Consider the following 14,272-nt stretch of genomic DNA (forward strand, 5'->3'; position numbering starts at 1 on the left):
CCACTTTGACCGACGGGGTACAGCATGCGTCGCACTATGGTAGCTGGTAACTGGAAAATGCACGGTACCCGCGCCAGTGTCGCTGAGCTGATCAACGGCCTTCGTCATTTGGCCTTGCCTAGCGGTGTTGATGTCGCGGTATTCCCGCCTTGCTTGTATATCAATCAAGTGATTGATGGCTTGAAAGGCAAGTCGATTCAGGTCGGCGCGCAGAACTCTGCGGTGGAATCCATGCAGGGTGCGTTGACTGGTGAGATTGCGCCTAGTCAACTGGTTGATGCGGGTTGTTCCCTGGTGCTTGTTGGGCACTCCGAGCGTCGTCAGATTATGGGCGAGCGTGATGGGACACTTAATCGCAAGTTCGCAGCGGCACAGGCTTGTGGCTTGATTCCGGTGCTGTGCATAGGGGAGACCCTTGAGCAGCGTGAATCCGGGAAAACTCTTGAGGTTGTCGGGCGTCAGCTGGGCAGTATCATTGAGGAGCTGGGGGTCGGTGCCTTTGCAAGTGCAGTAATTGCTTACGAGCCGGTCTGGGCCATTGGTACCGGGCTGACTGCTTCGCCGCAACAGGCGCAGGATGTGCACGCAGCCATCCGCGCGCAGTTGGCGGCAGAGAATTCTGAGGTCGCACGAGGTGTGCGGCTTCTATACGGCGGCAGCGTGAAGGCGGCCAATGCGGTCGAACTGTTCGGCATGCCGGATATCGATGGGGGGCTCATTGGTGGAGCCTCCCTGAATGCAGATGAGTTCGGTGCGATTTGTCGCGCCGCGGGAAACTGAGAAAATGCTGGAAACAGTCGTAGTCGTTTTTCATCTGTTGGGTGCACTGGGCGTTGTTGCTCTGGTATTGCTGCAGCAGGGTAAAGGTGCGGACGCTGGTGCGTCTTTCGGGGCAGGTGCTTCAAATACTGTGTTCGGAAGCCAAGGTTCCTCTACCTTTCTTAGTAAGTTTACTGCTATACTTGCCGCCGGTTTCTTCATAACCAGCTTGGGGTTAGGTTACTTTGCTAAAGAGAAAGCTCATGTGCTGACTCAAGTAGGTTTGCCAAACCCAGCAGTGTTGGAAGTTCCAAAAGCAAAACCGGCTTCTGATGATGTACCGGTGCTTCAAGAGCAAAAGTCGGCTACCCCAGCGACTGACGTGCCTCCAGCTCAAGAGCAAAAGTAAGAAGGGTTACACGCTGTAAATGTTGTATTGCCGAGGTGGTGGAATTGGTAGACACGCAACCTTGAGGTGGTTGTGCCCATAGGGTGTAGGGGTTCGAGTCCCCTTCTCGGTACCAATTGTCAGGAGAGCCCGCTGTTGCGGGCTTTCTTGTAGGTGGAAGGTTACATTGACCCTGTAAGGGATCGGTCGTATACTTCCGCCCCAGCTTTGTCGCGGGGTGGAGCAGTCTGGTAGCTCGTCGGGCTCATAACCCGAAGGTCGTCGGTTCAAATCCGGCCCCCGCAACCAGTTTTAGCGGAGCCCCTTTTAAGGGGCTTTTTGTTAGCTGGACACTTTCAACGCCGCTGTTCGACGGCGTTTCAAGGATGGGCGTTTCGCCCATTTTTTTTATTTTGCATAGCATGCACATACATGCACTAGGGGGTTCAGGTGTCGAGCAAGCTAGAAGAGTTGCAGGCCTTGTTGGCCCCGGTGATCGTGGCCCTAGGCTATGAATGCTGGGGTATTGAGTTTTCGGCTCAGGGTCGTCACTCAATGTTGCGTGTTTATATCGATAAAGAGGGCGGCGTGCTGGTGGACGATTGTGCCATTGTCAGCCGTCAGATCAGTGGTGTCCTGGATGTTGAAGATCCAATCGCCGTTGAATACACCCTTGAAGTTTCCTCGCCTGGCATGGAACGCCCACTGTTCACTATTGAGCAGTTTGCAAAATTTGCCGGTGAACAAGTGAAGATCAAGTTGCGTTCCCCTTTTGAAGGGCGCCGCAACTTTCAGGGCCTTCTGCGCGGTGTAGAAGAGCAGGACATCGTGGTGCAGGTAGAAGACCATGAGTTCCTGTTGCCGATCGATATGATCGACAAGGCCAACATTATTCCCAGTTTTGACTGAGACGCGGATCCCGCGGATCCAATGGCTTGCGAAAGGCGAGGCGTACGATGAGCAAAGAAGTACTGCTGGTTGTTGAGTCGGTATCCAATGAAAAGGGCGTACCGGCAAACGTGATTTTTGAAGCGCTGGAGCTGGCCCTGGCCACCGCTACCAAAAAGCGTTTTGAGGACGAAGTTGATCTGCGTGTGGAAATCAATCGCCACACCGGTGCCTATGAGACTTTCCGTCGCTGGACGGTCGTTGAAGAAGCTGATCTTGATGATCCGGCTATCGAAACCTGGCCAAGCAAGGTTGCTGAAACGCATCCTGGTGCCAACGTTGGCGATGTCGTTGAAGAAAAGATCGACTCCATCGAGTTCGGCCGCATCGCTGCACAGACCGCCAAGCAGGTCATCGTGCAAAAGGTTCGCGAAGCCGAGCGTGCTCAAGTCGTTGACGCCTATCGCGAGCGCCTGGGGGAAATCATCTCCGGCACCGTGAAAAAAGTGACCCGCGACAATGTGATTGTCGATCTGGGTAACAACGCCGAAGCGTTGCTGGCCCGTGAAGACATCATTTCTCGCGAAACTTTCCGGGTTGGCGTGCGTTTGCGCGCGCTGCTCAAGGAAATCCGCACTGAAAACCGCGGCCCTCAGTTGATCCTGTCGCGTACCGCGCCGGAAATGCTGATTGAGTTGTTCCGCATTGAAGTGCCGGAAATTGCCGAAGGCCTGATCGAAGTCATGGCTGCGTCCCGCGATCCGGGTTCGCGCGCCAAGATCGCGGTCCGCTCCAAGGACAAACGCATCGACCCGCAAGGCGCTTGCATTGGTATGCGCGGTTCGCGCGTCCAGGCAGTGTCGGGCGAATTGGGCGGTGAGCGTGTGGACATCGTGCTGTGGGACGATAACCCGGCGCAGTTCGTGATCAACGCCATGTCACCGGCCGAAGTCGCGGCAATTATCGTTGACGAAGATGCCCATGCAATGGACATCGCCGTTGGCGCAGACAATCTGGCTCAGGCCATCGGTCGCGGTGGTCAGAACGTACGTTTGGCCAGCCAGTTGACCGGCTGGACCCTGAACGTGATGACCGAATCGGACATCCAGGCTAAGCAGCAAGCAGAAACCGGTGACATCCTGCGCAACTTCATCGACGAGCTGGAAGTCGACGAAGACCTGGCACAGGTGCTGGTAGATGAAGGCTTCACCAGCCTGGAAGAGATTGCCTACGTACCGTTGGAAGAAATGCTCAACATCGACGGCTTTGACGAAGATACTGTCAACGAGCTTCGCGCTCGGGCCAAGGATCGTTTGTTGACTAAAGCCATCGCTACTGAGGAAAAGCTGGCAGACGCCCATCCGGCCGAAGACCTGCTCTCGCTTGAGGGTATGGACAAGGATTTGGCGATGGAACTGGCGGTGCGCGGCGTAATTACCCGCGAAGACCTGGCCGAGCAGTCTATTGACGACCTGCTCGACATCGACGGCATTGACGATGATCGTGCCGGCAAGTTGATCATGGCCGCCCGAGCCCATTGGTTCGAGTAATTAGGCGCGGCCTGAGGAGAGAAGTGCATGACGCAAGTCACGGTGAAACAACTGGCCGATGAGGTCAAAACACCGGTAGAGCGCCTGTTGCAGCAGATGCGTGAGGCAGGTCTGCCGCACACCGCCGCCGATGAAGGTGTGAGCGATAGTGAGAAGCAGTCTTTGCTGACTCACTTGAAGAGCAGCCACAAGGCGAAAGTGGAAGAACCGCGCAAGATTACATTGCAGCGCAAAACCACCAGCACCTTGCGTGTTGCTGGTAGCAAGAGCATCAGCGTTGAAGTACGCAAGAAGAAAGTCTTCGTACAGCGCAGCCCGGAAGAAATCGAAGCCGAGCGCAAACGTGAACTGGAAGAACGTCGCGCAGTAGAAAATACTGCTCGTCAGAAGGCTGAAGAAGAAACCAAGCGTCGCGCCGAAGAAGAAGCGCGTCGCCAGCCGGCTGGTACTGATGCAGTTGCGGCACCTGCTGCACCTGTAGAGGCTGTGCGTGAGGCCGCTCCGGTTGCCACAGCACCAGCCCCTGCAGCTGACGCTCGTAAGCGCGACGAACCTCGTCGTCCGGACAAACCACGTGCCGACGATAACAATCGTCGTGGCAGTGGTGATGGTGAGCGCAAAAACGCTCCACATCGTGCTTCGGTCAAAGAGAAGGCGCCAACGCCGCGGGTTGCTCCACGTACTACCGACGAAGAAAGCGACAGCTTCCGTCGTGGTGGTCGCGGCAAAGCCAAGCTGAAGAAACGCAACGCCCACGGTTTCCAGAGCCCAACCGGCCCTGTCGTGCGTGAAGTGAAGATCGGCGAGACCATCACTGTGGGCGACCTCGCTCAACAGATGTCGGTCAAGGCAGCTGAAATCATCAAGTTCATGTTCAAACTGGGTACTCCAGCGACCATCAACCAGGTACTGGATCAGGAAACTGCCCAACTGGTTGCTGAAGAGCTGGGCCACAAAGTGACCCTCGTCAGCGACACCGCCCTGGAAGATTCCCTGGCCGAGTCCCTGAAGTTTGAAGGCGAGACCTTCTCCCGCGCGCCAGTTGTGACCGTAATGGGCCACGTTGACCACGGTAAGACCTCGCTGCTCGACTATATCCGTCGTGCCAAGGTAGCTGCAGGCGAAGCCGGCGGTATCACCCAGCACATCGGTGCGTACCACGTTGAAACCGACCGCGGCATGGTCACCTTCCTCGATACCCCAGGTCACGCCGCGTTTACCGCCATGCGTGCCCGTGGTGCCAAGGCGACTGACATCGTGATCCTGGTAGTTGCAGCGGACGACGGCGTAATGCCGCAGACCATTGAAGCTGTCCAGCACGCCAAGGCCGCTGGTGTTCCATTGGTTGTCGCAGTGAACAAAATCGACAAGCCGGGCGCCGATCTTGATCGCATCCGTAGCGAACTGTCGGTTCACGGCGTGACTTCCGAAGAGTGGGGCGGTGATACGCCGTTCGTTTCGGTCTCGGCGAAAGTCGGTACCGGTGTAGACGAGCTGCTGGAAGCGGTCCTGCTGCAAGCTGAAGTTCTCGAACTGAAAGCAACCCCTTCGGCCCCAGGTCGTGGTGTTGTGGTTGAATCGCGTCTCGACAAAGGTCGTGGCCCGGTTGCAACCGTTCTGGTTCAAGACGGTACCCTGCGCCAAGGCGACATGGTCCTGGTCGGTTCGAACTATGGCCGTGTACGTGCCATGCTCGACGAGAACGGCAAGTCTATCAAGGAAGCCGGTCCTTCCATCCCTGTCGAGATCCTCGGCCTGGACGGTACCCCGGACGCTGGCGACGAGATGAGCGTACTGTCAGACGAGAAGAAAGCCCGTGAAGTGGCTCTGTTCCGTCAAGGCAAGTTCCGCGAAGTCAAGCTGGCCCGTGCTCACGCCGGCAAGCTGGAAAACATCTTCGAGAACATGGGCCAGGAAGAGAAGAAGACGCTTAACATCGTCCTCAAATCTGACGTCCGTGGTTCCCTCGAAGCGTTGAACGGCGCCTTGAATGGCCTGGGTAACGACGAAGTGCAAGTGCGTGTTGTCGGTGGCGGTGTCGGTGGTATCACCGAATCCGACGCTAACCTGGCACTGGCCTCCAACGCTGTACTGTTTGGCTTCAACGTGCGTGCCGATGCTGGCGCACGGAAGATCGTCGAGCAGGAAGGCCTGGATATGCGTTACTACAACGTCATCTACGACATCATCGAAGACGTCAAGAAGGCCCTTACCGGCATGCTTGGCAGTGACGTCCGGGAGAACATCCTGGGTATCGCTGAAGTCCGCGACGTGTTCCGTTCGCCGAAGTTTGGCGCGATCGCCGGTTGCATGGTGCTCGAAGGTGTTGTGCACCGTAACCGTCCAATCCGTGTACTGCGTGAAGACATCGTTATCTTCGAAGGCGAGCTGGAATCCCTGCGCCGCTTCAAGGATGACGCTTCTGAAGTACGTGCCGGCATGGAATGCGGTATCGGCGTCAAGAGCTACAACGACGTCAAGGCCGGTGACAAGATCGAAGTCTTCGAGAAGGTTCAGGTTGCTCGCAGCCTCTAACTCGCGCACTTCAAGGGCCACGATGGGCCGCGGCACGCAAGTGCCCGGCGCAGCGTCCGGACTCTAAACGCAACGCCCGGTCTGGCTTTTGTCAGGCCGGGCGTTTGCCGCTTTCAGACCCCATGGGTTTCACCGTGTGGCAGTAACAGGTAACAAGACATGGCAAAAGAATACAGCCGTACCCAACGTATCGGCGATCAGATGCAGCGTGAGCTGGCACAGCTGATCCGTCGTGAAGTTAAGGACCCACGTGTAGGCCTGGTCACCATCACCGCCGTTGAAGTCAGCCGCGATGTGGGTCACGCCAAGATTTTCATCACTGTGATGGGTCAGGACAACGCCGAAGATATCGCGCAAAGCATCAAGGTGCTGAACTCCGCCGCAGGCTTCCTGCGCATGCAGTTGGCGCGTGAGATGAAGCTGCGCAGCGTCCCTCAGTTGCACTTCCACTACGACGAAAGCGTCGTGCGTGGCGCGCACTTGTCGGCACTGATAGAGCGGGCCGTGGCTGAAGACAGCCAGCGCCCGGAATCGGCCACACCTGAAGACGCCAAGGAGTAATCGGTGGCTCAGGTCAAACGTATCCGTCGTAACGTCAGCGGCATCATTCTGCTCGATAAGCCCATTGGCTTTACCTCCAATGCTGCCTTGCAGAAAGTGCGCTGGCTGCTCAATGCCGAGAAGGCAGGGCACACCGGTAGTCTCGATCCCCTGGCCACTGGCGTGCTGCCATTGTGCTTTGGCGAGGCCACCAAGTTTTCGCAATACCTGCTTGATTCCGATAAGGGTTACGAAACCCTGGCGCAACTGGGCAAGACGACCACCACGGCAGACGCCGAAGGTGATGTTTTGCGGGTTCGTGACGTGACCGTTGGTCGTGCTGATATTGAAGCTGCTTTGCCCGCTTTTCGTGGGAAAATCAGTCAGATACCGCCGATGTACTCGGCGCTCAAGCGTGATGGCCAACCCCTTTACAAGCTGGCGCGTGCTGGGGAAGTGGTGGAGCGCGAACCGCGTTCTGTTACTATTGCGCGCTTGGAATTGCTCGCCTGCGAAGGCGACACTGCCCGGTTGGCGGTGGACTGCAGCAAAGGCACCTATATCCGTACCCTGGTGGAAGATATTGGTGAGCAATTAGGCTGTGGCGCATACGTTGCAGAACTGCGACGGACCCAGGCAGGCCCTTTCACCTTGGCCCAGACGGTCACGCTGGAAGAGCTGGAAGCCGTACATGCCGAAGGCGGCAACGAGGCGGTTGATCGCTTCCTGATGCCATCGGACAGCGGTTTGCTGGATTGGCCATTGCTGCACTTCTCGGAGCACAGCGCGTTCTATTGGCTTAACGGCCAACCGGTACGCGCCCCGGATGCCCCGAAGTTCGGCATGGTGCGGGTACAGGATCATAACGGTCGCTTTATCGGTATCGGTGAAGTGAGCGAAGACGGGCGAATCGCGCCGCGTCGACTGATTCGGTCAGAATGACCGGAACCAGTTTGAGGTAAAAGCGCAGCAGCTTTTATACAAACTGGAACGAGGGTGGCTGTTAGCAGGCACGGTCACTACTCATTTTTAGATACAGGGATTTGTCCCTGGCCTGTTGAAACTGTCCCTTGGATGGTTTCCTGATAAAAGGATTGCCTCATGGCTCTCGACGTTCAAGAAAAAGCTCAAATCGTAGCTGACTACCAGCAAGCTGTTGGTGACACTGGTTCGCCAGAAGTGCAAGTTGCACTGCTGACCCACAACATCAACAAACTGCAAGGTCACTTCAAGGCCAACGGTAAAGATCACCACTCCCGTCGTGGTCTGATCCGTATGGTAAACCAGCGTCGTAAGCTGCTGGATTACCTGAAAGGTAAAGATCTGGGCCGTTACCAGGCTCTGATCGGTCGCCTGGGTCTGCGTCGCTAATCAGCGATTGCGCTAGAGGTTGGCTGTCTGTCGTGTGTCAGTGGGATTCCCGCTGGCCCATGGCAGGCTCCCAGCCTCAAGTTTTATCTGGATACACGTTTTACCCTGGACAGGCGTTGGGCCGACTCCCGACATTGCCCAAGAATTTCGCAAGAAGACAAGTTCCCCAAGAGCCACAAAGAAGGTAGGACACCGTGAACCCGGTAATCAAAAAATTCCAGTTCGGTCAGTCGACCGTTACCCTCGAGACAGGCCGTATCGCCCGTCAGGCCTCCGGCGCAGTGCTGGTCACCGTTGACGACGACGTCAGCGTATTGGTGACCGTTGTTGGTGCCAAGCAAGCCGATCCAGGCAAGGGCTTCTTCCCTCTGTCTGTCCACTACCAGGAAAAGACTTACGCTGCCGGTAAGATCCCTGGCGGTTTCTTCAAGCGTGAAGGCCGTCCTTCCGAGAAAGAAACCCTGACTTCCCGACTGATCGACCGTCCGATCCGTCCGCTGTTCCCAGAAGGCTTCATGAACGAAGTGCAGGTTGTCTGCACCGTCGTTTCTACCAGCAAAAAAATTGATCCGGACATCGCTGCGATGATCGGTACTTCGGCTGCACTGGCAATCTCCGGTATTCCTTTTGATGGTCCTATCGGCTGTGCCCGCGTTGCATTCCACGAAAGCACTGGCTACCTGCTGAACCCGACTTACGAACAACTGAAAGCTTCGAGCCTGGACATGGTCGTTGCCGGTACGTCGGAAGCCGTTCTGATGGTTGAATCGGAAGCCAAAGAGCTGACCGAAGACCAGATGCTGGGCGCGGTACTGTTTGCTCACGACGAGTTCCAGGTGGTGATCAACGCCATCAAAGAACTGGCCGCCGAAGCAGCCAAGCCAACCTGGACCTGGGCTCCAAAGCCAGAAGCCACTGCTCTGCTGGGCGCTATCCGTTCCGAGTTCGGCGACGCGATCTCCCAGGCTTACACCATCACCATCAAGGCCGACCGTTACGCTCGCCTAGGCGAGCTGAAAGATCAGGTTGTTGCCAAGCTGTCCGGTGAAGAAGGTCAGCCGACCTCCAGCGAAGTCAAAGCCGCTTTCGGTGAAATCGAATACCGCACCGTTCGCGAAAACATCGTTAATGGCAAGCCACGTATCGACGGCCGCGACACCAAGACCGTACGTCCGCTGAACATCGAAGTCGGTGTTCTGCCTAAAACCCACGGCTCGGCTCTGTTCACCCGTGGCGAAACTCAGGCTCTGGTAGTCGCGACTCTGGGTACTGCCCGTGACGCACAGCTGCTGGACACCCTGGAAGGCGAGAAAAAAGACCCCTTCATGCTGCACTACAACTTCCCTCCGTTCTCGGTGGGCGAGTGTGGTCGTATGGGCGGTGCTGGTCGTCGCGAAATCGGTCACGGCCGTCTGGCTCGTCGCTCGGTTCAGGCCATGTTGCCTGCTGCTGACGTGTTCCCGTACACCATCCGCGTCGTATCGGAAATCACCGAGTCCAACGGTTCCAGCTCCATGGCTTCGGTCTGCGGTGCTTCCCTGGCTCTGATGGACGCTGGTGTGCCAATGAAGGCCCCAGTTGCCGGTATCGCCATGGGTCTGGTTAAAGAAGGCGAGAAATTCGCCGTCCTGACCGACATCCTGGGTGACGAAGACCACTTGGGCGACATGGACTTCAAGGTAGCCGGTACCGCCAAAGGTGTTACCGCGCTGCAGATGGACATCAAGATCAAAGGCATCACCGAAGAAATCATGGAAATCGCTCTGGGCCAAGCCCTGGAAGCGCGCCTGAACATCCTCGGTCAGATGAACCAGATCATTGCTCAGTCCCGTACCGAGCTGTCGGAAAATGCTCCGACCATGATCGCGATGAAAATCGACACCGACAAAATCCGTGATGTCATCGGTAAAGGCGGCGCGACTATTCGTGCGATCTGTGAAGAGACCAAGGCTTCGATCGACATCGAAGACGACGGCTCGATCAAGATCTTCGGCGAAACCAAGGAAGCCGCAGAAGCCGCGCGTCAGCGCGTTCTTGGCATCACTGCCGAAGCCGAGATCGGCAAGATCTACGTTGGTAAGGTTGAGCGCATCGTCGACTTCGGCGCATTCGTCAACATCCTGCCGGGCAAGGACGGTCTGGTTCACATCTCCATGCTGAGCGATGCTCGCGTTGAGAAAGTGACCGACATTCTGAAAGAAGGCCAGGAAGTGGAAGTGCTGGTACTGGACGTGGACAACCGCGGTCGTATCAAGCTGTCCATCAAGGACGTTGCAGCAGCCAAGGCGTCGGGCGTTTAATCACCCCGTAGCTGTACGCTGAAAAGGGACTCTTCGGAGTCCCTTTTTCATGTCTGCAGGAAAGTGCCATGAAATCAGCTGTTTAGCCAAACTCAAAAACCGCAACTTGCATGCAGCTACAATTGGCTTCATGCAAATTGCACGATTTCGAAAATCATTATTTTTATAACATGCTGATTTTTAAGGTTTTTTATTGTGATAAAAACTTGGCACAGCGCCTGCAATAGTACTGGTAACCCTGCAGCATCAGCGTTTACACGCTGCAGACTTTTTATAAAACAGGAGTTACTCGTATGAAGAAGTTCGCTATCGCTGCTGCAACTGCCACCGCTCTGACCCTGACCATGGCCAACGTGGCTTTCGCTCAAACTTCCCAGGCGCCTATGGTTGTAGCTGCCGGTGAAGTGACCAAGGCCAAGGAAGCGACCTCCGACACCTGGATCACCACCAAAGTGAAAAGTGATCTGGTCACCGAGAAAGGCATTCCTGGCACCGACATCAAAGTCGAAACCAACAAAGGTGTAGTTTCCCTGTCTTCGACCGTCGCTGTGACTGAAGCGCAGAAAACTACTGCGGTGAACATCACCAAGAAGATCAAAGGCGTTAAAGCTGTTTCGGCCGACGGCCTGAAAGCAGAGTAACGCTCAACAAATCGTCTGGACTAGGCGAAGGCGGCGGCGAGCGAGTTAGATATCTGCTCAGTTAGATATCTGCTCAATGCACCTCACAGGTTCATGCGACCGACCACACGGATGTGGTCATTACAGGCCCCGGCACTTGTGCCGGGGCCTGTTCTATGTGGGAGAGGGAATAAGCCGTAGCAGTAGTCGAGCTCCAGCGAGGCTACGACGGCCGCACCACCTCCATCAGGTCGGCCCCCTACCCCGAGTCGCCCTGACACGCAGCCTCGCTAATGCTTGACGGCTATGGGGGTGCCCGGGTCGTCGTTGGGGTTACTCGGCATCCAGATGCATTTGGGTAATCACCCGACCATCCTTCTCCGCTTGCCCCAGGTTGGCATCGATAAAGTAAACCCGGTCGTCTTCCAGTTGCCCTTTGTCCACCAGGAAGTCCTTGATGCTGCTGGCGCGGTCCTGGCCCAGTTGGCGTAGCAGCACGTCGCTTGCGCTCCAGAATTTGATCAAACCGTCCCGCAACTTCGCGGTACGTTCATCACGGCTCAGGTCTTTCCACTCAGCTGGCGGCTGCTGTTTCAGACGAGTGCGATAGATGCCTTCCAGGAGCGGCGCTTTTTCGCTTTCGGGTACTTCAATCAGCGACGCCTGGGCCGGGACTTTATCGCCACGGCGCTGGAGTATCTTGTAGTAGTTGTACTGGTATTCCCGCTCCAGCCGTTGTGCGGCCAACAAAGGCCCGTCACTGCTGGCAGCGGCCGTGCCTTCAATCTCCAGGCGCAGGGCTGGGCGTTCCTTGAGCGCCTTGGCCAAGGTGTTCAGCGCCGATTCGGAGTCCTTGCTCAGGTCGCTGGAGCCGGCTGCGAACGACACAGTGCCCAGGTCTTCTGAACCGCCACCGGTAATCAGCCCACCGATAAACTTGAATGGCGCTTGGGCTGCACGCAGCACCAAGTTGCGCAGGGTCTGCCAGACAATCGGCATCACGCTGAATTGCGGGTTGTTCAGGTCTCCGGTAACCGGCAACTCAATGGAAATTTTGCCGTCAGTGTCCTTGAGCAGGGCAATTGCCAGGCGAATCGGCAGGTCTACGGCGTCTGCACTGTCGACCTTTTCGCCTAACTGCAATTGTTCCACCACTACCTTGTTCTGCGCCTTCAGTTGGCCATTGGTGATGATGTAGTGCAGGTCCAGGTTGAGTCGACCTTTACGGATACGGAACCCGGCGAATTTGCCCGAGTACGGCGTCAGGGTGGTCAGTTCGACGCGTTTGAAGCTGGTGGCGATATCCAGCGCCGCCATCGGGTCAAACGGGTTGACGCTACCCTTGATGGTGACAGGCGCATAGCGGTCGACCTTACCCTTGATGTCGACGCTGGCGGGCTTGGCCTGACGACTGTCGATGGTGCCGATCTGACCGTTGAGTTGCTGAATGGCGGTGGCGAAGTTCGGGGTCAGGCTGAAGTCGGCAAAGTTGGCTGAACCGTCATTGATCGCAATTTGGCCAATGTGAATGCCCAGGGGCTTTTGATTGCCTGTTGTGGATTTAGCCGCCGGCTTCGCGCCACTGTCGGCCGGCTGCGGAATGAGCAGGTCATCGACGTTAGTGGTGCGGTCGTCGTTGATCATGAAGCGTGCATAGGGCTGCAGCAGGTTGACCTTGTCGATCGAGAGGCTGTCCCCGTGCTGGTAGTTGAGGCCTTCCACCACCAGGCGCTGCCACTTGAGGAAGTCGCGAGTCTTGAGAGTGTCCAAGGTGTGCAACTGATCAACCTGCGCGCGACCGGTGATCTGGAATGCAAGGGGCTCGGTGCTCTTCAGGTTTACGTCGAGATTGCTGCCGAGCATGCCGCTGCGCAGCTCCAGGCGAATGAACGGGCTGATATAGGACTGGGCGACCCGCAGGTCGATGTCCTTGGTGTCCACTTTCAACTTGGCGCTGACCGGGTTCAGGTTGACCTGGCCGGTTGCCTGGATCTTGCCTTGTTTACCCACGCCAGTGTCGAGCTTGAGGGTAAAAGGGCTCTGATTGAGGCTGTCGAAATTCTGCAAGTCGACATTCAGTGGACCCAGCTCCAGCGCTACCGCCGGTTTAGCCTGGCGGTCAGCCAAATGCACCTGATAGTTGCGCAGTTGGACGTCCTTGAGCAGCACTTGCCAGGGTTTGCTGGGTGCCGCGGGAGGCTTGGGCGAGTCGGCGGTGGCGGGTGCAGTCACGGGCTCAGGTGCTGCTTGAGGCTTGCTCGGCTGGCTGGCGAACAGCTTCTGCCAGTCCAATTGACCGTCGGCTTCAAGGGTGGCCCAGGTTTCGAGTTTGTTGCTGCGGATCTTGCCGACGATCACTTGCTGCTTGGCCAGGTCCACCGTCGTTTCGCTGACGTCCAGGCGCTCCAGGCGCACCAGTGGCCGACCATCCGGTGCCTTGATGGCAAAGGGCGCGATGCTTACGGACGTGTTGGTCAGGTTCAGCTCGGTTTCCTTGGCCAGGTTCAGCTTGTAGTCGGTGCTGAGGTTGAGCAAGCCGTCTTCGAGGACCAGCGGCAGCGCGTCACGCACATACGGCCACCAGACCTTCATCTTGCCATCGGTGACCTTGAGCTTGCCCTCGGACGCAATCGGCACCAGGCTGAAATTACCGCTCCAGTCGATCTGACCGCCCTCGGGGCCGGCCGCGACCAAGGTCATATCGGCATTGTCGTCGGGCAGCGTGCTGAGGTTTTTCAGCTCGAAGTCGAGTTTGTCGTAGAGAAATTCAATGGGTTCGCTGGGGCGCAAATCCTGGAAGTGTACGTAGCCGTCGGCCAGCTTGATGCGCTCGATGCGCAGCGGGAACGGTTTACTGTCTGGGTCGGCTGGGGTGGGCTCACTGGCAGGCAGTTTGAACAACTGCGCGAGGTTGAGTGTGCCGGACTTGTCGAACAGCAGTTCGGTCTTCGGCTTATCCAGTTGTACGTCCGCCAAGTGCAGGGCGCGCATCCAGAGACTGTCGATCTGCAGATTGGCATACAGGCGTTCAAAGCCCACCTGCTCTTTGCCCGGGTCGCCGATTTTCAGGCCCCAGAGGGTTAATTCAAGGCTGAACGGGTTGAGCTCGATCCGCTCGATGCGCGCTGGCACCGTGGCGTAATTGGCCAACTGTTGGTTGGCTACGCGAAGGGCAATACCGGGCAGAATCAGGAAGCCCAGCAAGCTGTAGAGTGCAAGGGCGGTCAGCAAGGCGCCAGCGGCGCGTATCAATCCTTTGGGCATGTGAGGCGCCATCTACGTCGATTAGGAGTGCCTTGGAGTATGGCACGGGTTTACGGT

The 14,272-nt window shown here is 56.9% G+C and carries 11 protein-coding genes and 2 tRNA genes; 12 read left to right on the forward strand and 1 reads right to left on the reverse strand.

The features are described 5' to 3' along the window. Window positions 1–24: 24 nt before the first annotated feature. The 12 genes from tpiA to ACZRJ6_RS22610 all read left to right on the forward strand — a co-directional run bounded on the left by tpiA (window position 25) and on the right by ACZRJ6_RS22610 (window position 10,972). Entirely contained in the window at window positions 25–780 is a 756-nt protein-coding gene (gene tpiA / locus ACZRJ6_RS22555; RefSeq protein WP_463970172.1) for a triose-phosphate isomerase, read from the forward strand. A 4-nt stretch (window positions 781–784) separates the two neighbouring features. Next, window positions 785–1,168 carry a preprotein translocase subunit SecG gene (gene secG / locus ACZRJ6_RS22560; protein WP_133103507.1) on the forward strand — a complete coding sequence of 128 codons (384 nt, stop codon included), beginning with the start codon at window positions 785–787 and terminating at the stop codon, window positions 1,166–1,168. A 29-nt stretch (window positions 1,169–1,197) separates the two neighbouring features. Beyond that, window positions 1,198–1,283 (forward strand) — tRNA-Leu (locus ACZRJ6_RS22565). Window positions 1,284–1,379: 96 nt separating this feature from the next. Then, window positions 1,380–1,456: transfer RNA gene (locus ACZRJ6_RS22570), tRNA-Met, on the forward strand. A 141-nt stretch (window positions 1,457–1,597) separates the two neighbouring features. After that, window positions 1,598–2,056 carry a ribosome maturation factor RimP gene (gene rimP, locus ACZRJ6_RS22575; RefSeq protein WP_133103508.1) on the forward strand — a complete coding sequence of 153 codons (459 nt, stop codon included), beginning with the start codon at window positions 1,598–1,600 and terminating at the stop codon, window positions 2,054–2,056. Between the two features lie 47 nt (window positions 2,057–2,103). After that, entirely contained in the window at window positions 2,104–3,585 is a 1,482-nt protein-coding gene (gene nusA, locus ACZRJ6_RS22580) for a transcription termination factor NusA (RefSeq protein ID WP_133103509.1), read from the forward strand. Window positions 3,586–3,612: 27 nt separating this feature from the next. Next, a complete protein-coding gene (infB, locus tag ACZRJ6_RS22585) occupies window positions 3,613–6,120 on the forward strand; it encodes a translation initiation factor IF-2 (protein WP_463970173.1) in 2,508 nt (835 codons plus the stop codon). A 159-nt stretch (window positions 6,121–6,279) separates the two neighbouring features. Beyond that, window positions 6,280–6,681 (forward strand): 30S ribosome-binding factor RbfA, encoded by a 402-nt coding sequence (rbfA, locus tag ACZRJ6_RS22590; protein ID WP_133103511.1) that lies wholly within the window; start codon window positions 6,280–6,282, stop codon window positions 6,679–6,681. Window positions 6,682–6,684: 3 nt separating this feature from the next. Further along, the gene (gene truB / locus ACZRJ6_RS22595; RefSeq protein ID WP_463970174.1) at window positions 6,685–7,602 is read left to right on the forward strand and encodes a tRNA pseudouridine(55) synthase TruB; all 918 of its coding nucleotides are present in this window, start codon (window positions 6,685–6,687) and stop codon (window positions 7,600–7,602) included. A gap of 159 nt (window positions 7,603–7,761) precedes the next feature. Continuing rightward, window positions 7,762–8,031 carry a 30S ribosomal protein S15 gene (gene rpsO, locus ACZRJ6_RS22600; RefSeq protein ID WP_003176135.1) on the forward strand — a complete coding sequence of 90 codons (270 nt, stop codon included), beginning with the start codon at window positions 7,762–7,764 and terminating at the stop codon, window positions 8,029–8,031. Between the two features lie 194 nt (window positions 8,032–8,225). Further along, window positions 8,226–10,331 (forward strand): polyribonucleotide nucleotidyltransferase, encoded by a 2,106-nt coding sequence (gene pnp / locus ACZRJ6_RS22605; protein ID WP_133103513.1) that lies wholly within the window; start codon window positions 8,226–8,228, stop codon window positions 10,329–10,331. 293 nt (window positions 10,332–10,624) lie between these two features. Continuing rightward, window positions 10,625–10,972 (forward strand): BON domain-containing protein, encoded by a 348-nt coding sequence (locus ACZRJ6_RS22610; protein ID WP_025857115.1) that lies wholly within the window; start codon window positions 10,625–10,627, stop codon window positions 10,970–10,972. A 312-nt stretch (window positions 10,973–11,284) separates the two neighbouring features. Here ACZRJ6_RS22610 and ACZRJ6_RS22615 read toward each other — a convergent pair whose 3' ends face one another. Further along, a complete protein-coding gene (locus tag ACZRJ6_RS22615) occupies window positions 11,285–14,215 on the reverse strand; it encodes a DUF748 domain-containing protein (RefSeq protein ID WP_463970175.1) in 2,931 nt (976 codons plus the stop codon). Window positions 14,216–14,272: the final 57 nt, after the last annotated feature.

Source organism: Pseudomonas sp. C321 (assembly GCF_055407105.1).